This is a genomic window from Acinetobacter sp. FDAARGOS_494, from assembly GCF_003812225.1.
Lineage (GTDB): Bacteria > Pseudomonadota > Gammaproteobacteria > Pseudomonadales > Moraxellaceae > Acinetobacter > Acinetobacter baumannii.
On the sequence record NZ_CP033866.1, the window covers coordinates 3556525 to 3577109 of the forward strand.

Below are 20585 nucleotides of genomic sequence, written 5' to 3' on the forward strand. Positions count from 1 at the left end.
TATTAAAGTAAATTGTTGTTTTGGGCTTCAATAATAGGCGGTAATGGCTGCCCTAAAGAGCTTAGAGACTCTCGTTCAATTAAACGCACAATAGAATCGAGCGGTAAATCATTTTCTTGCAAGCCAAAAGGTTCTTCAATTTGAGCACTTAAGGCATCTAGTCCTAAAAACATATAAGCGATTAAGCCGACAATAAGCGGTGTCCAAATGCCTAAAGCAGCTTCAAGGCTAAAAGGTAAGATGAAGCAGAAACAATAAACAGCACGGTGCAAAAGTACTGAATATGAGTAGGGTAAAGGTGTCCCAGCAATTCGGTCACAACCTGCTTGGATATTGCCGAGCTCAACAATATGGCGTGTCAGAGTGCCATAGATAATGTCACTAATTTCGCCGTCTTTTAGAGCTTTGACTAAATCTTTTTGAATATTTTCGAGTACAAATTGAGGTGCATTAATATGCTCATTTAAATAATTAAGTGAAGAGTTATTTAAATAGGCATGCTCAAGAAATTTTGTGGGTTCGACTGTTTGTTGACGTAAACGATCACGCAATAAATTACTAAAAATTAAGACCTGATGAATTAAATGTTCACGTTGTTCATTAGATAAAACATGGCTATCTCTAACAATATGTCTGGCATTGGCAATTAAAGCACCCCAGAGCTTGCGGCCTTCCCACCAACGGTCATAACATGCGTTATTTCTAAAGCCTGTACAAATCGAAAGAATCACGCCAAAGATGGTAAATCCGATCGCGGGTACGGTAGGAATTTGAATCCAATGATAATAAGAGAGCCAGACCACACAGGCTGAAATAAGTACAACAAAACTCAGTGCAGGCAAAACCTTCGGCAAAATTGTTCCTTTCCAAGCAAATAATAATTTAAATACATTGCTTTTATCACGAACAATCATATAAAGCCTTTGAACTAACGAACCTAACCAAGTGCAATATGATACGCTTTAGACGAGCTAAATACCTAGCTAAAGCTTATGTTTTTGTCTGTATCGCCAAAGAGTAGTGCGGCTAATTCCAAAAATATTCGCGACCATATTCAGGTTATGATTATATTTTTCTAAAGCGGCTTGTACATTTTCTGGACTAAGCTCTGCATTTGTCTCGGGTAATTTAACGTAATCATCTGCATTTAAGAGTTCATTTGGTAAGTCTTCGATTTCAATTTCATCTTTACCATTTGCCATGGTTAAAGCATAAAGCAGAGTGTTTTTAAGCTCACGAACATTTCCTGGCCAGTCATAGTTCAATAAAACCTGCATGGCTTTCTGATTGACATGTCGAGGCATTGTATCGAGTTGGGTTGAGCTTTCTTTTAAAATCTGATCGACAATAAGAGGAATATCGACTTTTCTCTCTCTGAGTGGTGGTATGAAAATTGGAATTACGCGTAGACGGTAGAGTAGATCATGACGGAAACGCCCAGCCTTTGCCTCTTCGCGTAAAGCTTTATGTGTTGCTGTAATAATGCGGACATTAGCCTGAATTGGTTTTTCACCACCTACAGGAGTAAATTCACCTGTTTCTAACACCCGTAATAATTTAGCTTGAAGCTCTAAAGGAATCTCGGCAATTTCATCCAGAAACAGCGTTCCACCAGCGGCACGTTCAAACACGCCTTTATGGTCACGAATTGCTCCCGTAAAAGCACCTTTCACATGTCCAAAAAGTTCACTCTCTAGAATATTGGCATTGAGAGCAGCACAGTTAATCGCTACAAAAATCTTATTTTTACGTTGGCTATAATCATGAATTGCTTGTGCCACCAGTTCTTTACCGCTACCAGATTCACCGCGAACAAGCACAGGAAACTCAGTAATTGCCACTCTTTGAATAATTGAAAACATACGCGCCATTTCTGGTGAACAACTATTAAAAACTTTAGCCAAGTCTTGCAATTGTTCTGTTAGCTCTACTTGATCAGCAATATCATTCTCTATGCTAACGGGCTGTAGAATATGCAATTTCCCGATAATGCGATGCTCTGCGATGTAAATATCATGTTCTTGATAGATGAATCGCTTTCTCATTTTAGGAGTATTAATTTCAAGATACTGATTATGATGGTCTTGAGTAAGCGCTGCCATGCTCTCAACAGAAATGTCATCTGTATTAAATTTATAGTGAATTGCTTGAGTCGTTGTGTCTGCTAAAAACAGGCTCGCATTTGGGAAGAGAGCCTTAAGCTGCTCAAATAAAATATAAAAATTCTGTTCTGACTCAAAATTTAGCTTTGCCATTTTATATGTTTCACAATCGTTTCATTGAAACATACTTGAGTTTCATAGGAACATCAAGCTGAGTTCATTTTCTAAGTTTAGTTTTACTTATTATATTAAGTTTTTGATTTTTATATTTATTATTTAATTTTAAATAATTGGCATCTTATTTGCAAAATATAGGAAAGAAATAAATTATTAGGGTATAAATCATGTTCTTTAAGCAGTTTTTTGAGCAGGAAAGTTCGACTTATACATATATGCTTGGGTGTGAAGAAACACGAGAGGCTGTTTTAATTGACCCAGTAGCATCAGATATAGAGATTTATGCAAAAGAATTAGAGCAGCATCAATTTACACTCATCTATACCTTAGATACTCATGTTCATGCAGACCATATTACCGCTGCAGATTTACTTCGTGAACGGTTTCATTGCAAATCGGTTTTACACCGAAACTCAGAAGTAAGTTGCGGAGATATTTTAATTACTGATGGTTGCATGCTTAAAGTTGGCAACCTCAGTATTGAAGCGCGTTACACACCAGGTCATACCAATGCTTGTACGAGTTACCTAGTTGGAAACATGATTTTCACTGGTGATGCATTATTAATTGACGGCTGCGGTCGAACTGACTTCCAGCAAGGTAATGCAGGCACACTTTATGACAGTATTCATAAACAACTTTTTAGCCTGCCTGACGAGACTATTGTGTATCCGGGACACGATTATAAAGGTCGTCTGTCTTCAACAATTGGTTATGAACGCTTAAATAATTCACGTCTAGGTCAGAATCGCTCGCGTGAAGATTTTATTGAATTAATGAATAACTTAAATCTGCCATATCCAAAACAAATTGATAAAGCACTTCCTGCTAATCAGGCTTGCGGCTCAATTTCACAATTATAAGGTGGCAATATGGAACTTAAACGAGTTAATCAAGATTTTTATGTTGCTGGCCAGATTACTGCCAACGATATTGTAAAAATTGCAGACCAAGGAATAAAAACTCTGATATGTAACCGTCCAGATGGGGAAGGTGCAGATCAACCCAATGTGATTGAAATTGAAGAAGCAGCTCAGCGACATGGCCTAAACGTAATCTATCAGCCTGTTATCAGTGGTAAAATTAGCGATCAACAAGTTACCGAGTTTAAGCAGCTTTATCAGAATGCTCAGAAGCCCGTTTTAGCATATTGTCGCTCTGGTATGCGTGCAATCAGTTTGTGGGCTTTGGCTGAAGTTGCTCCACAAGATGCAGCACTGTTAGTTGAGTCGGGTAATAAGCTTGGGTTTAACTTAAAAGGCTTGGTGCCACGTATTTTAAAACGTGATCATGAACCAGCCACAATTCCTTGTTATAGCGTTGTGATTGTTGGCGCTGGGGCAGCAGGAATTTCTGTAGCGTCGAGTCTTTTATGTCGTGAACCTCATTTAGATATTGTCATTATTGATCCCGCAGATACACATTATTATCAACCGGGCTGGACCATGGTCGGTGGTGGTATTTTCAAACCACAAGTAACCGCACGCTCAATGACAAGTGTGATACCTTCAAAAGTAAAATGGATGAAAGCTGCGGTTGCTGGATTCGACCCTGAGCATAATCAGGTTATTTTGGAAGGATGCCAACCTATTCAATATAAAGCGTTGGTCGTCTGTCCTGGTTTAAAACTCAATTGGCATGGAATTGAAGGTTTAGTTGAAACCTTAGGTAAAAATGGAGTGACGTCTAACTATCGTTATGACTTGGCGCCATATACATGGGAACTGGTGCAACAGTTAAATAGTGGAAAGGCAATCTTTACCCAGCCGCCTATGCCGATTAAATGTGCCGGTGCTCCTCAAAAAGCGATGTACCTTTCAGCCGACTACTGGTTAAAGCAAGGCAAACTTAAAGATATCTCTATCCATTTTTATAACACTGGTGCTGTTTTATTTGGTGTGAAGGAATATGTACCTGCACTAATGCAATACGTTGAAAAATATGGCACTGAACTGCATTTTAACCATCAACTTGTCAAAGTAGATGGGCCTGCAAAAAAAGCATGGTTTAAGGTAGTGAACGATGAAAATGCAGCATTGGTCGAGACTGATTTCGATATGTTGCATGTTGTTCCACCGCAACAAGCCCCGGACTTTATTCGTGCCAGTACACTCACTGATGAAGCAGGCTGGGTGAGTGTGAATCCTCAAACCTTACAACACACACAACATGCCAATATTTTTGCTTTAGGCGATGTGATGAATGCACCTAATGCCAAAACTGCTGCTGCGGCACGGACACAAGCTCCGATCGTTGCTGTGAATGTTATAGCCCAGCTCAAAGGTGAGAAAAACTTCTGCGAGTACAACGGCTATGGCTCATGTCCACTTACGGTAGAACGAGGAAAAATCGTTCTGGCTGAGTTTGGCTACGGCGGCAAATTACTTCCAAGTTTTCCAAAATGGGTAATTGATGGGCAAAAACCTTCCCGTTTGGCTTGGCTGCTTAAAGAGCGGATTTTACCGCCGATTTATTGGCAAGGCATGCTCAAGGGCCGCGAGTGGATGGTCAAACCTGAGCAAGGATAAACAAAGCAACGCTTTGTCCTGAGAAGCGACTAAAGCTTCGCAAGAAGACGAGAGCTGTGCTCGAGTGGAATAGGATAAGTAAAGCAACGCTTTGCCCTGAGAAGCGACTAAAGCTTCGCAAGAAGACGAGAACTAAGTTCGAGTTAAGAGGATAAACAAAGCAATGCTTTGTCCTGAGAAGTGACTAAAGCTTCGCAAGAGGACGAGATCAACTCACTCATTAACCAGCAGTCTACTGCAAACGATGTATATGCAATTTTAGGCTTTTAATATGTTATTACTTGTCGTTGAAGGCATTGTGATTGGCTTTTTACTTGGTCTTACCGGTGCGGGTGGTGGCATTCTTGCTGTACCCGCGCTTATGACCAGTCAAGGCTGGAGCGTGGCGCAAGCTGCACCGATTGGGTTATTAGCAGTTGCGCTATCTACACTCATTGGAACTATTGAAGGCTTATTTAAAAAGATAGTTCGTTATCGTGCTGCAATCTGGATTGCCTTAATTGGTGCCCCTATGGCACATATCGGTATTTTAATAGCTAACACAATTTCACCTATTTGGCTCATGTTAATGTTTAGCTTGGTCATGTTTACAGTCGGCTATCGACTTATTAGTAACCGAATTTCGGATTTTCATAACCCGCCGTGTCAGGTCAACCCAAGTACGGGACGCTTTATCTGGAATTTTAAAACTGGTGGTGTGCTTGCGAGCATCGGGATTATTGCTGGGCTTTTAACTGGGATGCTCGGGGTGGGTGGCGGCTTTGTAATTGTACCCGCGCTTAGAAAAGTCACAAATTTGGATATGCATAGCATTGTTGCAACCTCACTTATGATTATTTTCCTGATTAGTGGCATGAGTATTGTGATGCATATTGCAGAGGGCTTTCACTATCCAGTCGCCATTACTAGTGCGTTTGCACTCGCATGTGCATTCGGTATGTTATTAGGACGCCGAGCTATTCGGTTTATTCCGTCTGCAATTGTACAAAAGGTCTTTGCTTTAATGGTTTTTGCTGTCGCAATTTATATGGTTATTAAGATTGTTAATCTAACAAATATCTGAGCGATATAGTATTTTAACCTTCTCTATAAATAGCAATTTTTCCAAGATGAGATATTAAAATTATCTTTGGAAAATTGATTTAAACCATTTAAATTTTTGAGAAAGTGAAATGAAGCGAATTAATGTAGCAATTTGTGGTTTTGGACGGATTGGGCAACAAATTGCAGAGCTTCTTTTAAATCGATCGACATACTATAAACAAAAATATCAAATTGATGCCCGTTTAGTGGGTGTCTGCAACTCATCATCAGGTTTAATTAACCAAGATGGTTTACAAGCTTCAAAGTGGCTAGATAAAACACAATATCAAGCAGGCCTAACAGAGCAAAAGTTTTTAGAAAAGGTTCAAGCAGATGTCATTATTGAGACTGGACCAAGTGACTATGTGACAGGTGGAAAAGGCCTATTTTATTTAAATTATGCTTTAACAAATAACATGAATGCGATTGCGGTATCTAAAGGTGCTTTAGTCGTAGAAGGTAAAAAACTAATTAACTTGGCACATCAGCACAATAAAAAACTATTTTTTAGCGGTGCCACTGCTGCAGCTTTACCGACGGTTGATTTGTTTGAATATAACTTAGCTGGCTGCCAAATTTTAGAAATAGAAGGTGTCTTTACCGGAACCACGAATTTTATTTTGAATGATATGTTGCAACACGAATGCGCATTTGCAGAATCTCTTGAAAAAGCTCAAGCAAAAGGTATTGCAGAACCTGACAGCTCTTTCGATGTAGATGGATGGGATACTGCTGCCAAAATTACGATACTAGCCAATACTGTTTTGGGGGCTGATGTAAAAATTCAAGATATTCCAAGACAAGGAATTAGTCACGTTACGGCTGAACATATTCGTGGTTGGAAAAAAGAAAATGTAATTCCTCGTCTGGTTGGTTTTATTCATATTAAGAATCAGCAAATTCAAACAGGTGTTGAATTAAGGTTAGTCCCAGCAAATCATCCGTTTGCTCATCTGCAAGGTTCTAATAAATGTATTCGGGTGTTAACGCAAGAAATGGGGGAATTTGTTGTCAGTGGAGGGGCATCTGCGCCATTAGCCACAGCAGCCGCGGCTTTAAAAGATTTTGAGTTGATGCTAAAAACTGGCTGCTAAAATTAATTATGATTTATAAAAAAAGCAGGCTTTTATGCCTGCTTCTCACAATTTTTTTGACTGCTAAATAACTTCTTTCCAATTTCAAACTTACTAAACATTAAGTAGTTACCAAGTAAGATGAGTAAAATTCCAAATACAGCATTTAAAGTCCACTCATATCCTTCAAAGAAAGTAGAAACTGTTAAAGCAACTAAAGGAAAGAGCAACGTGCTATAGGCTGCTTTGGCTGCACCAATTCGTCCGACCAGAGAAAAATAAGCTGAAAACCCAATAACCGTACCAAATACAGCCAAGTATAGTACCGAGCTTAAAAATGGGAAATTCATCGGCGGCATTAAATCTTGTCCTGTAAATAAAGCCAGAATTAACATCACCAATGCGCCATAAGTCATGGCATAACAGTTTGTTGAAAAGATATTTAGACCACGTTTTTGGTGTCTAACACTAATCATGTTCCCTAAAGAAAAACCGTAAGTGCCTATTGCACATAGCCCAATACCCATTAATAACTGCGCATTAAACTGGCTATTAATCAGGTCATGCCAAAACAGTAAAACAATACCACTTAGGCCCAAAAGTGCAGCTGGTGCAAAGTTTGGGGAAGGTTTCTGCTTAAAAAAGATAAGCGCATTAATGGCATTAAAGAAAACGGCCATCGAAAAAATGACAGACTCTAAACCGCTATTTACATATTTAACGGCGGTATAAAAACAAATAAAGTTTAGACCAAAAACACAAAGTCCTTGCAGCATACAGAACAAATGATCTTTTAAAGCAATTCGCTGTAATTTTCCTGAAAATAGTAAAACAACCCAAAGTAATAAGGCTGAAATAGCAAAGCGCCATAAAATTGCGACAACGGGTGTTGCATAATGGCTTTGAACGGCAATTCCAATCCATGTTGTTCCCCAAATCAACACCACCGCAACATAGAGTAAAATATTCATAACTTCATCCTCGATTACCAAACTTAAGTATCTAGGAATGCTTTATTTTTCACGTATATATTCTTGTGTTCTACATGCAAGATCTTGCGTTTTTTATAGATCTAAACTAGCTGAATTTTGCTGAATATGGTTAACTTAAGATCAATCATATTTGTTTTAATTTTGCATGGCTTATCAAACTTTAGAACAGCTGCAGCAGTCTAAAGCCAAGCTTCACGAAACTGTGGTGCTTGATGAAAATATGCAACTTGCATTTTGGTCTAATCAGCAAGATCGTGTAAGTGTCTGTAGCGATCACCACACTCTAAGTCTTTATATTCAAGATGGTTATGAAAGCTATCAAAAAACACCTGCGGGCTGGAAAAATGGTGGTGGGCCGGGACGTTTTTGCCTATTGCCCGAACATCAGGAGTCAACTTGGGACATACGTGGTGGGCTTAAATTTGTCCACTTGTACTACACTGACCAACATTTGCGTGATGTTGCTGAAAAAATATGGGACAAAGAGCCGAATCAAATTGAACTAAACGAAGTTGTATTTAATGATGATGAACGGATTCGGGCGTTATATCAATTCTTCTTGTTAGATTGCGATTGGCAAGATTCTTCAAATCATTTGCAAATGAGTACAACGGCAAGTTTATTGTTGAATCACTTAATTCGAAAATATAGTAGTGTTCAATGGCAACAGCCTACTATCAAGGGCGGACTGGCACCCCATAAACTCAAATATATTCAGGAATGGATTGAAGATCATCTAGATCAGGCACTCACTTTGTCTGATTTGGCAAATATTGTGAATTTAAGCGAATACCATTTTGCTCATATGTTTAAACAGTCCATGAATATGGCGCCTCACCAATATGTCATGCAAAGACGCTTAACTAAGGCCAAAGGGCTAATTCAGTCATCTCAGCTTTCTTTGCAAGATATTGCCCTAGTATGTGGGTTTAGTTCAGCAAGTCATTTAAGTCATCGCTTTAAACAATTTTATGGCATGAGTCCTTCGCAGTTACGTTAAGTGTCTAATGTAATTGGTTTCTCCTGAGCTGCGTCAAATGCAGCTCTTGCCGCATCAATATCCGCAATATGCTGCTGAGCCCATTGGCCTAAAGCAATTACAGGTTCTGTAAGTGAATGGCCCAGTGGAGTTAATTCATATTCAACATGAGGTGGAACTACAGGATAAACCGTACGTTTAATCAACCCATCTCGTTCTAAACCACGCAAACACAATGTAAGCATACGCTGCGATATTCCATTGATACGTCTCTTTATTTCAGAAAAGCGATGAGGATGTGATGCAAGTGTCATTACAATGAGTATACTCCATTTCTCTCCAACTCTAGCCAATACTTGACTAACTCTTTGGCAATCTGAACTCTGGATATCATGAGGTATGGTTACAGTCATATTACTTGGTTCCCTAAATGTGCCTTCTTGTGCATAAGAATAATAGTAGTAACATAATTAGCTCAAGTAACAATTTTATACTGTAGGTATAAGCGATGAAACTACTTCAAATTGACACAAGTATTTTAGGTGAGCAGTCTGTTAGCCGCCAACTCACCTCATCTGTTATTCGTCAGCTCAGCACAGCTTATCCAGATGCAGAAATTATTCATCACGATTTTGCTTTAGAGCCAATTCCTCATTTGTCTGATGCTGAGTTTTTAGCATGGCAAGGTGTTGAACCTAATAATGAAACAGCGCAACAACGTGTTGCACGAAACACCCAATATTTGGATGAGTTCTTATCGTCAGATATCGTTGTAATTGGCGCACCTATGTATAACTTTAGCTTCCCATCACAGTTAAAAGCGTGGCTTGACCGTCTATCTGTTGCTGGTAAAACATTCCGTTACACGGAAAACGGTCCTCAAGGTTTAGTAGAGGGGAAACGTGTCATTATTGCTTCTTCGCGTGGTGGTGTGTATTCAGAAGGTTCACCAGCCGAAGCTTTAGACTATCAAGAAACTTATATCAAAGCGTTTTTCAATTTTATTGGGGTGACTGATATCACTTTTGTGCGCGCCGAAGGAATCGCTTTCGGACCAGAAGCACGTCAAGCTGCCTTAGATAATGCAGCAGCGCAAATTGCCCAGTTAGCGGGTTAAAAATATAAATAGCCGAACAGTAAAGGAACTGTTCGGCCTTATTGAGATTATGATTTTAAGAAATTAATTCAATCAGTAAATAACTAAAAGAAAGTGACTGCGAGCCCAACCAGTGCCGAAGCAAAAATGACATACAGCACGTTAATGTTAAATCGGAATAAAGCAATAAATGCAGCTACAGTAATGAGGGCCGCGACAATATCAAAATGGCCTGAAAAACCCTGTGGCCATAACACGTGATAACTAAAAAATAGTGCTAAATTTAAAATGACACCGACCACAGCCGCGGTAATTGCAGTGAGGGGTGCAGTAAATTTAATTTCGTTATGTGTAGATTCAATAATCGGTGCACCCGCAAAAATAAAGACAAATGAAAATAGAAAGGTAAACCAAGTCACAATAACAGCACCGAGTGCTCCAGCAAAAAATAAATGCTCAGAGCCTAGTAATGAATGATTAACGCCTCCTAAAAAACCAACAAAGGCAACGACCATAATTAGTGGACCGGGTGTAGTTTCACCAAGTGCCAATCCATCAATCATTTGTGTAGGTGAAAGCCAACCAAAATGATTGACAGCCCCTTGATAGACATAAGGTAAAACCGCGTAAGCGCCCCCAAACGTAAGCAGCGCAGCTTTAGTGAAAAACCAAGCCATTTGGGTATAGGAATGATGCCATCCAAAATATGCGCCTAAAGCTAAAATTGGCAATAGCCATAAAGCGATTGCCACAAAAATAAGTCTGGCTAACCGTGACCAATGGAATTTAGCGTGCTCTGGTGTCGGAGTATCATCATCAATATATGCCGGACCATAATCTTTTTGACTAGCTTTATGCCCACCCGCGGAGGAAAATAGTTCTGGGTACTTTTTACTCGCTAAATAGCCAGCAATACCAGCTGTTAAAACGATAAGCGGGAAAGGAAGCTTTAAGACAAAAATGGCAAAAAATGCTGCAATCGCGACGACCCATAAAAACTTATTTTTAAGCGAACGACTACCTATACGGTAAGTTGCATGAAAGACAATTGCAGTGACGGCAGGCTTTATCCCGTAAAAAATACCTGCAATAACAGGCACATCTCCAAATTTTATATAAACCCAAGATAGCCCAATTAAAATAAATAAAGAGGGTAATACAAATAGAATACCTGCAACCAATCCTCCCGCAGTTCTATGCATAAGCCAACCAATGTAGGTTGCTAACTGCTGTGCTTCAGGACCGGGTAACAACATGCAGTAGTTCAGTGCATGTAAAAATCTTTTTTCTGATATCCAGCGCTTTTGTTCAACCAGTTCCTGATGCATCACAGCGATTTGTCCAGCTGGCCCCCCAAAGCTAATAAAACCAAGCTTGAGCCAAAATAAGAAGGCTTGCCAGAAGGTGACTTGTTCCACTGAATCATCAGGGGTATTTAATTGTTTTTGTTGCATATTATCCCCTAAAAAATAATATTAATTTTTACGTTTATGGCATAACGGAGTATGTTTTATAGCATAACAAACACAAATGTATTTTTTATGATAACCATTCAACTTTTATAGATAACTATTTATTAATTTATTGATATTCAATGAAATTATTTTTTTAACTAAAGTTATCGCTTTAAATTATTTCCAAAGCTGAAACATTTTAAACATTATTTGCTCAAGTTGTTATAACAGGTTGTGAGCCGTGAGCCAGCTACCCCAAGATCCCAAAAATCACAAGCCTCTTTACGATCAATTAAGGGAACTCATCCTGAACAAAATTGTAAATGGTGAATATGCCGTGTTGAGTCAAATTCCATCTGAAAACGAGTTTGCTGAACAGTTTGGTGTAAGCCGAATCACAGTTCGCCAAGCACTCAACCAATTACAGTTGGAAGGCTATATTTTTAAGGTGCCAGGTAAAGGGACCTTTGTAAGTAAGCCAAAAACGTTCCAGAACATTTCAAGTTTGCAAGGTTTTGCAGAAGCAATGTCATCTGCTGGTCATGAAATTTTAAACCGTGTCATCTCGGCCGAGCTTAAGCAGATCCCAATGTACGTAGTACCGAAATTAAAGTTACCCGTTAAAGCCAATGTATATGAAATTCAACGTGTCCGTTTACTCAACCGTCAACCAGTGTCGTATGAGTTGACTTATTTGCCAGAACATATTGGTTTGAAACTTAAAGAGAAAGCGATTGATTTACGTACAACCGATATTTTCAAGGCATTAGAACAAGAGTGCGATATTCCTTTGGGACATGCGGATTTAAGCATTGATGCCACGGTAGCGGATGAAGAATTAGCGGCTTTGTTGCAAGTCGAAATCGGAACTCCGGTATTACGGGTCGAACGTTTGACTCATGACGCAAATGGCCAACCTATTGACTATGAATATCTCTATTTCTCGGGCGATACCTTCCAGTACCGTTTACGTATTCATCGTTAATAACTCAGATAAAAATAAGGAATATTCAATGGAAACTAAATATCTTGAGTTCGATATTGTGGTGATTGGTGGTGGAACTGCTGGGCCAATGGCTGCGATTAAAGCCAAACAAGAAAACCCCAATTTAAAAGTCTTGCTCATTGAAAAAGCGAATGTAAAGCGCAGTGGAGCGATTTCAATGGGAATGGATGGACTGAATAATGCTGTCATTCCGGGCTACGCAACACCTGAGCAGTACACCAAAGAAATTACCATTGCCAATGATGGGGTAGTTAACCAAACCACTGTATATGCATATGCGAAGCATAGTTTCACAACCATTCAACAGCTTGATCAATGGGGTATTAAGTTTGAAAAAGATGAGACGGGTGAATTTGCAGTAAAAAAAGTACATCACATGGGGGCATATGTTTTACCAATGCCTGAAGGCCATGACGTTAAAAAAGTTTTATATCGTCAGTTAAAGCGTGCTCAAGTCAAAATTAATAATCGGATTGTCACTACGAAGCTTTTAAAAAATGAGCAAGGTGCAATCAATGGTGTACTCGGTTTTGATTGTCGTAGTGGTGACTTTTATGTCATTAAAACGAAAGCAGCCATTTTATGTTGTGGTGCAGCAGGGCGTTTAGGTTTGCCAGCTTCCGGCTATTTAATGGGCACTTATGAAAACCCAACCAATGCAGGTGACGGCTATGCAATGGCATACCATGCTGGTGCTGAACTAGCCAATTTAGAATGCTTCCAGATTAATCCATTGATTAAAGACTATAACGGTCCGGCTTGTGCCTATGTGACCGGGCCTTTAGGAGGTTATACCGCCAATAGTAAAGGTGAACGTTTCATTGAATGTGACTACTGGAGTGGTCAAATGATGTGGGAGTTTTACCAAGAACTGGAAAGTGGTAATGGCCCTGTTTATTTAAAAGTAGATCATCTGGCCGAAGAAACCATTCAAACCATCGAAGAAATCTTGCATACCAATGAGCGCCCAAGCCGTGGACGTTTTCATGAGGGTCGAGGAACCAATTACCGTCAAGATATGGTGGAAATGCATATTTCAGAAATTGGTTTCTGTAGTGGACACAGTGCTTCTGGCGTATGGGTCAATGAAAAAGCCGAGACTTCGGTTAAAGGCTTATATAGTGCTGGCGATATGGCGGCTGTACCTCATAACTATATGCTTGGTGCTTTTACCTACGGATGGTTTGCGGGTGTAAATGCTGCGCAATACGTGAATGCAATTGAAGATAGCGAATTAAACCAAAGCGAAATAGAAGCAGAAAAAGCTCGAATATTTGCGCCACTGGATTGCTCAGAAGGTTTACCTCCAGAACAAGTGGAATATAAGCTGCGCCGTTTTGTAAATGACTATTTGCAGCCTCCTAAAACTCGTCAAAAAATGCAAATTGGGCTCAAGCGTTTTGAAGAAATTAAACAGGATATTAAGCGAATTTCTGCCAGAAACCCACATGAGCTGATGCGTGCCGCTGAAGTTTCTTTTATTCGAGATTGTGCGGAAATGGCAGCAAGAGCTTCATTGTTTAGAGAAGAAAGCCGCTGGGGACTGTACCACTATAGAGCAGATTTCCCTCAAAAAAATAACTCGGATTGGTTCTGTCACGCGCATTTGAAAAAAGATGAACACGGCAATATGGTCAGTTTCAAAAAGCCAATCGAGCCTTATCTGGTTCCGATTAATCAAGATGAAGCTGTGTCGTATGACCGTTTACGCATTCAAAAAGATGTTGCTCTAGCAGACTAAATAAATCAGGAATTCAAATCATGGCTTTTATTTTTAAAGAAGTACAGCACCGTACTGTCGCACCCGTCATTATCGATGAAGATAAATGTATTGCTGATAAAGGATGCACTGTCTGTGTAGATGTTTGTCCAATGGATTTATTGGCAATCGATCCCACAACTCAAAAAGCTTATATGCAATTTGATGAATGTTGGTATTGCATGCCTTGTGAAAAGGACTGCCCAACAGATGCAGTCAAAGTAAATATCCCATACCTACTCAAATAATTAATTTGGAATACGTAACATGAGACAAAATAAATTGATCAATAAAAAACTATTACTCAGTAGCTTAATTGGTGCCATGGTACTCGGCACTTTGGGGTGCGGCAGTAAAACAGAAACTGTGCGTGTAGCCATTGGTACACAAGACACGACTATTAACTGTGCAACAGGTGGGTTGCTCATTCGTGAATTGAATTTATTACCAAAATATTTGCCTAAAGATGGTAAATACAAACACGTTAAATATGACATTCAATGGAAAAACTTTACCTCTGGTGCACCACTGACCAGTGAGATGGTGGCTGGGCGTTTAGATTTGGGAGCAATGGCCGACTTTCCTGCGGTTAATAATTTAGCGGCATTTAAAAAGGCAGGAAAAGAAAGCATATTTTTAGCGCCATTGTCAGGCAGTATTAATGGTAGCGGTAATGCGATTGTTGTTCCAATTGACTCAAAAGTAACATCGCTCAAAGAACTAAAAGGACAAACCATTTCTGTACCTTTTGCCTCAACTGCTCATGGACTGTTGCTGCGAGCGATTCAGGCAGAAGGCTGGCAACTTGATAAAGATATTAAAGTGATTGCTCAGGCGCCAGAAGTGGCGGGACCTGCATTAAAAAGTCATAAAATTTCTGCACATGCTGACTTCGTACCATTTGGTGAGTTATTTGCTTACCAAGGTTTTGCCAAAAAAATCTATGATGGTTCTCAAGCAAAATCACCCACATTTCATGGTTCGCTTGCCAGCAAGGATTATGCACAGCAGCATCCCGAAGTCATAAAAGCTTATTTACAAGCAACTATTGAAGCGAATCGTCTGATTCAGGAACAACCAGAAAAATATAGTGAAATTATTGCTGAAAAAACAGGTATTCCTGCCGAAGTTGTTTATCTATTTCATGGCCCTTTAGGTCTGCAAACTCGTGACTTAACGTGGAAACCTGAATATCGAAAAGCGACTCAAATTGCGATAGATACCTTAAAAGTTTTAGGAAAAAACGACGGTACGCTTGATGTAAATAAATTTATTGATGACCAATATATTAAGGATGCATTTCAGGCATCTGGACTTAATTACAGCCAGCAACTTGCTGACTATGCAAAATCACCTTTGGTTGCCAATGATGCTTTAACGGGCCAACCCATCAAGACATTTGATCGGGTAACTCAAATTTGGGTAAAGGGTGAAGAAAAAGTTCGTAGCTATGAAACGCCTGAGCATGCTTTTTCTGATTTAAAGAAAATACAAGCCGATGGAAAAACGGTGCGTGTGGTTTATAGCCAAGATCATCAGTCCGACATTAAGTTACTTGCCAATTTGGCATGGTATGCCACAGACAAAACAGGACAAATTCAGGCTTTTTTATTAAAAGATGATGCTGAAAAATGGGCTAAACAACAGGGCGGAAAAGTATATGACTTTAAAGCTATTCAACTTGTAACACAGAGCTGATGTGTTGTCTTACCTAATGATCAGGAGGTGACAAATGAGTAGTTTAGCCCAGACAAAACCTAATAACCAAAGTACATTTTTGACTAAATTTTTTCAGCAGTTGAGATCATATCCGGCGCGTTTAAAAAGCTACGTGATTGCTTTTACATCCATAGCTTTTTGGATAGTCATTTGGCAAGGACTTGCTCAGTTTAAAGTAAATTTAGGCTTTGTGAACTTTAGCAATGTCCCGACACCTTTAGATGTCATTCATGCGCTATGGGCTTTTTTTCAACTCAGCGCTGCATTTGAACATGTTGAATCTAGTGTATTTCGTGTAGTGGTTGGTTTTGTGCTTGCAGCTCTAATTGGTGTAGGCATTGGTTTGTTGGCAGGACGTTATCAAAAACTGGCTGCCTTTCTAATGCCACCATTAGAAGTATTACGTCCAATACCAGCAGTTGCATGGATTCCTTTAGCAATTCTGATTTTTCCATCCTCAGAAGCGTCTATGATTTTTATTACGTTTATTGGGGCTTTATTTCCAATTTTATTAAACACCGTACATGGTGTTGGTGCAGTTGATCCACGACTCGTTGCATCTGCAAAAAGTCTAGGTGCTTCTGATCTTGCCATTATTCATGAAGTCATTATTCCGGGTGCATTACCGAACATTATTACTGGTTTATCCATTGGAATGGGCACTTGCTGGTTCTGTTTAGTGACTGCCGAAATGATTTCGGGGCAACATGGAATTGGATACTTCACATGGGAATCTTTCACCTTGCAAAACTATAGCAATATCGTGGTTGGCATGGTGCTAATAGGAGCGTTAGGTATGTTTAGCAGTACATTGGTGCGTGTGATTGGAAACCGATTTACTCCATGGTATCAATTGAGGAAGTCTTAAAATGTCAGTTACACAAGGCCATGTACGTATTCAAAATCTATCTCTACATTTAGGGCAAGCTAAAAATCGTTTTCAGGCATTAGATCGGGTTAATTTCGAAATACAACCGGGCGAGTTTATATGTTTACTTGGCCCATCTGGTTGCGGTAAATCAACATTATTAGGTGCTTTGGCAGGGCATTTACCGATTAGTTCTGGGTCTTTAACGGTTGATGATGAATCGATATTTGAACCGCATCCAGATAGAGGTTTGGTGTTTCAGCAACATACCTTATTTCCGTGGAAAAGCGTGCTCGAAAATATTGCCTTTGGTTTAAAAATGAAAGGCATCGCTAAACAAAAGCGTATTGAACAAGCTCAGAAAATGATTGATCTGGTCGGACTTAAAGGTTTTGAACATAAATTTCCAGCTGAACTTTCTGGTGGCATGCAGCAACGGGTTGAAATTGCGAGAGTACTGATTAATCAACCTCGCATTTTATTAATGGATGAGCCGTTTGGTGCGTTAGATGCTCAAACTCGTTTAAAAATGCAAATGCTATTACTCGAAATTTGGCAAGAAATTCAAACGTCGGTTTTATTTATTACCCACGATATTGATGAGGCACTTTTTTTAGCCGATCGAGTGTTGATTATGAGCCATCGACCAGGGCGAATTATTGAAGAAATTCCACTTAAGTTTGAACGTCCACGGGATGTTGAGCTTGTAACGAGTAGTGAATTTACAGCCATTAAAAAACATTGCATCCAAACGTTAAAAGAAGCCACTCAACAAGAAGAGTTAAGCCGTTTAAATCCATTAGGGCTTGGAAAGAAATCACAAATTAAGGAATACGAATGAGTTTTTATTATCAAGCTTTAGATGATATCGATGAATATAATCAGGAATTTCTTGCACAGCTCAATCATGCAGATGAAAAGATACGCTTTGTCGCTTTAATGAATATTGGTGATGAAGAAAATCCGAGTTTACTTCCGTGGTTGCATGCAGCACTACAACACGACTCTTCAGCTTTAGTTCGTGAAGAAGCGGCAAAAAAACTAGAAAGCTGGGAAGACCCAACCAGTTTGCAAGTATTGGCTCAAGCCTTATTTGATGTTGATCTGAATGTGAGACAAGCTGCCAGCCAGAGTTTAAGTGAAGTCAAAAATGCGGCATCGGCCCAGATACTGGCACCGTATTTAAAGCATACGGATACTTTTGCTCTTGGTGCAATTCTGCGTGCTTTAAAACCTTTACGACCACAGCAATTATTTGAAGAGATATCTGCTTTGGTACACCACGAAGATGCATTTGTACGCCGTGAGGCAGTCAGTGCATTAAGTTGGTTACAACAAGACCAAGCAATTACGATATTGGCAAAAATTGCCGAAACAGATACAGATGATGAGGTCCGCCGTATTGCAACAGGTGGTTTAGCTTATAGTCAGAACATATCGGTTGAAGTTATCCAAGCACTTCAACATTCTTTAACTTCGGAAAGTTGGCAACTAAGAGTGGAAGCTGCTCTTACGATTGGAAAATTACGTATTGTTCAGCTCGAAGCTCCTTTAATTCATGCTGTATCAGACTTGTATTGGCAAGTACGTATTGCGGCAGTACGGAGCTTGGGACTACTTAAATCACATCTGGCAGTTGCTCATTTGACTGATAACTTTAAGCATGAAATTAGTAACTTGCGTAAAGAAGTCGCTTTAGCACTCGGTGAAATTGGTACAGCAGAAGCTCAGAAGCTATTGGAACAACATCAAAATGATCCAGATCCTGAAGTACGAAAAGCGATTCGTATTGGATTAAATCAAATTGGTGAGGTGAAGTATGCAAATCAGACCTGATATCCGTGTCGACACTATAAATAAGCAGGTTCACTTTATATGGACCGATGGCTCAAGCGTATGTCTGAGTCATCAAAGTTTAAGAGAAATTTGCCCATGCGGCTTTTGTCGAGCGAAGCGGATTAAACAAATTAAAATAGAGCATCAAAATGTTGAAGTGACAGCTATGTTTGATCAAGGTTATGGTGCCCAAATTTGCTTTAGCGATGGGCATGATAAAGGGATTTTTCCGTGGGCTTTTTTAAAAGAATTTGCTAAGAGCTAAAAGATGCCTTCTGCTTGGGACAGAAGGCATCTCATTTAATTAATGATCATGTTCTAAGTAATCTGGTTTTTTCGGAAGCGCAAGGCTACACAAGAAACAGATAATCAGCATGACAATCACATAAATAAAGAAGGTGTTTTCAATTCCGGCAGCTTTAAACTGTAAGGCAACCGAAGGCGCAGAACCACCAAACAGTGCATTACCTACTGCATAAGAGAAACCTACACCTAAAGCTCGCACATGAGGTGGGAACATTTCAGCTTTTACCAAACCACTAATAGAAGTATAGAAGCTGAGTAACATCATCATAAAGATGAGTAGCAATGTAATGATGATCGGAGAATCTATATAGGCACGCATCCCGATCACCATGACGGGATAAATAAAAATGGCGGACAATAAGCTAAATGCCAACATTGAAGAACGTCGCCCAATACGGTCCGAAATTGCACCAAATACAGGTTGAGCACACATATAGACAAATAGGGCGAAGGTCATGATATAACCAACTGTTTTTCCGTCCATCCCTAAGTTGGTTAAATAGGTTTTTGAATAAACGGTCTCTACATAAAACGTTAATGAACCAGCAGAAGTGTATCCAACCACTAATAAAAAGGTTTTCCAGTGCTTTTTAAAGAGTTCTCTTAAGCTACCAGACTCTTTTCGTTCGCTGTCTTGATGAGAAAGTGTTTCTTCTAAACGACTACGTGCAAGCAAAGATAAGATTGCTGCGATACCACCAATAACAAATGGAATACGCCAACCGCCATCATGTAATTGTTGTTCACTTAAGAACGTCAACAAAATAACGCCCAGTAAGCTTGCAAGCAATTGACCACCAGAGAGGGTGACATATTGGAAAGATGAGTAAAAACCACGCTGACCTTTTAAGCCTAATTCACTCATATAAGTGGCAACGGCGCCATATTCACCACCCACTGATAAGCCTTGAAGTAAACGAACAAGGAGTAACAGAAAAGGGGCAAATAAACCGACTTGATCATAAGTAGGCAAAGCTGCAAATAAAAAGGAGCTTAAAGCCATCAAACAGATTGATATGATCATCGACTTCTTTCGGCCATGTCGATCTGCAATACGACCAAATAGCCAGCTTCCAATCGGACGCATAAAGAAGCTTGCGGCAAACACCCCCCAAACATAAATAGACTTGGTTGTGCTATCCATATCTGGCGCGGTTAAAGCTTGAGTAAAGTAAGCAGCAAATACTGCATAAATATAAAAATCAAACCATTCGACTAAATTACCAGAGGCTGCGCCTACAATCCCACGTATCCTGCTACGTTTTTCTTCCTGAGTATATGTCATATTACTTCCATCACTTTGTAGACAAAAACTAGGAACTTTTTAGGTGGGCTAAACAGAAAATAGAATGAACTTTATAAAAATCACTCGACCCTGAGCACGTCCTTAGAATTCCTAACCATTCATTTTTTCTAATTTTAAAATTCGATTCTAGTGAGATTACGTCCTTTTGTTCGATTTAAAGAATTTTTTACCAATGATCGAACACTTCCTTTTATTTAACTGCATAATTAATTGTTTTTAAAATCAGTAAGCTAGTTTAATACCAGTATTTTTCTATTCTGTTTCTCCTTTTAAGTGCCATTTTGAGCTTAAGTGTATTTTG

At 39.4% G+C, this 20585-nt stretch carries 20 protein-coding genes; 14 read left to right on the top strand and 6 right to left on the bottom strand.

Annotated features, from left to right (window positions below):
- Nucleotides 1-2 precede the first annotated feature (2 nt).
- Both EG365_RS17375 and EG365_RS17380 read right to left on the bottom strand, forming a co-directional pair.
- A complete protein-coding gene (locus tag EG365_RS17375; protein WP_000637003.1) occupies nt 3-914 on the bottom strand; it encodes a bestrophin family protein in 912 nt (303 codons plus the stop codon).
- Nucleotides 915-983: 69 nt separating this feature from the next.
- Nucleotides 984-2255, bottom strand: a complete 1272-nt coding sequence (locus EG365_RS17380) for a sigma-54 interaction domain-containing protein (RefSeq protein WP_001096451.1) — start codon at nt 2253-2255, stop codon at nt 984-986.
- A gap of 191 nt (nt 2256-2446) precedes the next feature.
- Here EG365_RS17380 and EG365_RS17385 point away from each other — a divergent pair, with 191 nt between their 5' ends.
- The 4 genes from EG365_RS17385 (at nt 2447) to EG365_RS17400 (ending at nt 6984) form a co-directional block, all read left to right on the top strand.
- Nucleotides 2447-3142, top strand: a complete 696-nt coding sequence (locus EG365_RS17385) for an MBL fold metallo-hydrolase (RefSeq protein WP_000465458.1) — start codon at nt 2447-2449, stop codon at nt 3140-3142.
- 9 nt (nt 3143-3151) lie between these two features.
- On the top strand, nt 3152-4807 hold the full coding sequence (locus EG365_RS17390) for a TIGR01244 family sulfur transferase (protein ID WP_000421177.1): 1656 nt from the start codon (nt 3152-3154) through the stop codon (nt 4805-4807).
- A 271-nt stretch (nt 4808-5078) separates the two neighbouring features.
- Complete coding sequence (locus EG365_RS17395; protein WP_000925652.1) at nt 5079-5870, top strand: sulfite exporter TauE/SafE family protein; 792 nt, start codon at nt 5079-5081, stop codon at nt 5868-5870.
- 109 nt (nt 5871-5979) lie between these two features.
- Nucleotides 5980-6984, top strand: a complete 1005-nt coding sequence (locus EG365_RS17400) for a homoserine dehydrogenase (RefSeq protein WP_000822398.1) — start codon at nt 5980-5982, stop codon at nt 6982-6984.
- Between the two features lie 32 nt (nt 6985-7016).
- Here EG365_RS17400 and EG365_RS17405 read toward each other — a convergent pair whose 3' ends face one another.
- Complete coding sequence (locus EG365_RS17405) at nt 7017-7934, bottom strand: DMT family transporter (RefSeq protein WP_001023744.1); 918 nt, start codon at nt 7932-7934, stop codon at nt 7017-7019.
- 166 nt (nt 7935-8100) lie between these two features.
- Between EG365_RS17405 and EG365_RS17410 the strand changes: the two genes are divergently transcribed.
- A complete protein-coding gene (locus EG365_RS17410; RefSeq protein ID WP_000331398.1) occupies nt 8101-8955 on the top strand; it encodes a helix-turn-helix domain-containing protein in 855 nt (284 codons plus the stop codon).
- On the opposite strand, the gene EG365_RS17415 is transcribed toward EG365_RS17410, so the two are convergent.
- A complete protein-coding gene (locus EG365_RS17415; RefSeq protein ID WP_001988414.1) occupies nt 8952-9347 on the bottom strand; it encodes a winged helix-turn-helix transcriptional regulator in 396 nt (131 codons plus the stop codon). The genes EG365_RS17410 and EG365_RS17415 overlap by 4 nt on opposite strands.
- Before the next feature lie 95 nt (nt 9348-9442).
- Here EG365_RS17415 and EG365_RS17420 point away from each other — a divergent pair, with 95 nt between their 5' ends.
- Nucleotides 9443-10051, top strand: a complete 609-nt coding sequence (locus EG365_RS17420; RefSeq protein WP_000771649.1) for an FMN-dependent NADH-azoreductase — start codon at nt 9443-9445, stop codon at nt 10049-10051.
- A gap of 83 nt (nt 10052-10134) precedes the next feature.
- Here the strand turns inward: EG365_RS17420 and chrA are convergent, their stop codons facing one another.
- Nucleotides 10135-11484, bottom strand: a complete 1350-nt coding sequence (gene chrA / locus EG365_RS17425) for a chromate efflux transporter (protein ID WP_001186395.1) — start codon at nt 11482-11484, stop codon at nt 10135-10137.
- Nucleotides 11485-11725: 241 nt separating this feature from the next.
- Between chrA and EG365_RS17430 the strand changes: the two genes are divergently transcribed.
- The 8 genes from EG365_RS17430 to EG365_RS17465 are packed head-to-tail and all read left to right on the top strand — an operon-like array spanning nt 11726 to nt 18937.
- Nucleotides 11726-12469 carry a GntR family transcriptional regulator gene (locus EG365_RS17430; RefSeq protein WP_000080817.1) on the top strand — a complete coding sequence of 248 codons (744 nt, stop codon included), beginning with the start codon at nt 11726-11728 and terminating at the stop codon, nt 12467-12469.
- A 28-nt stretch (nt 12470-12497) separates the two neighbouring features.
- Nucleotides 12498-14231 (top strand): fumarate reductase/succinate dehydrogenase flavoprotein subunit, encoded by a 1734-nt coding sequence (locus EG365_RS17435; protein ID WP_000448792.1) that lies wholly within the window; start codon nt 12498-12500, stop codon nt 14229-14231.
- Between the two features lie 20 nt (nt 14232-14251).
- Nucleotides 14252-14497, top strand: coding sequence for a 4Fe-4S dicluster domain-containing protein (locus tag EG365_RS17440; RefSeq protein ID WP_000864074.1), 246 nt, complete (start codon nt 14252-14254; stop codon nt 14495-14497).
- Between the two features lie 19 nt (nt 14498-14516).
- The gene (locus tag EG365_RS17445; protein ID WP_001249637.1) at nt 14517-15947 is read left to right on the top strand and encodes an ABC transporter substrate-binding protein; all 1431 of its coding nucleotides are present in this window, start codon (nt 14517-14519) and stop codon (nt 15945-15947) included.
- 34 nt (nt 15948-15981) lie between these two features.
- Nucleotides 15982-16836: an ABC transporter permease gene (locus EG365_RS17450; protein WP_000096311.1), complete on the top strand. Its 855-nt coding sequence runs from the start codon at nt 15982-15984 to the stop codon at nt 16834-16836.
- A gap of 1 nt (nt 16837) precedes the next feature.
- Nucleotides 16838-17677, top strand: coding sequence for an ABC transporter ATP-binding protein (locus EG365_RS17455; RefSeq protein ID WP_000117516.1), 840 nt, complete (start codon nt 16838-16840; stop codon nt 17675-17677).
- Nucleotides 17674-18672: a HEAT repeat domain-containing protein gene (locus tag EG365_RS17460; RefSeq protein WP_000011848.1), complete on the top strand. Its 999-nt coding sequence runs from the start codon at nt 17674-17676 to the stop codon at nt 18670-18672. Before EG365_RS17455 ends, EG365_RS17460 begins: the two co-directional genes overlap by 4 nt.
- Nucleotides 18656-18937 (top strand): gamma-butyrobetaine hydroxylase-like domain-containing protein, encoded by a 282-nt coding sequence (locus tag EG365_RS17465; protein ID WP_001167102.1) that lies wholly within the window; start codon nt 18656-18658, stop codon nt 18935-18937. Before EG365_RS17460 ends, EG365_RS17465 begins: the two co-directional genes overlap by 17 nt.
- A 39-nt stretch (nt 18938-18976) precedes the next feature.
- Here EG365_RS17465 and EG365_RS17470 read toward each other — a convergent pair whose 3' ends face one another.
- Nucleotides 18977-20263, bottom strand: coding sequence for an MFS transporter (locus EG365_RS17470; protein WP_000222732.1), 1287 nt, complete (start codon nt 20261-20263; stop codon nt 18977-18979).
- Nucleotides 20264-20585 lie beyond the last annotated feature (322 nt).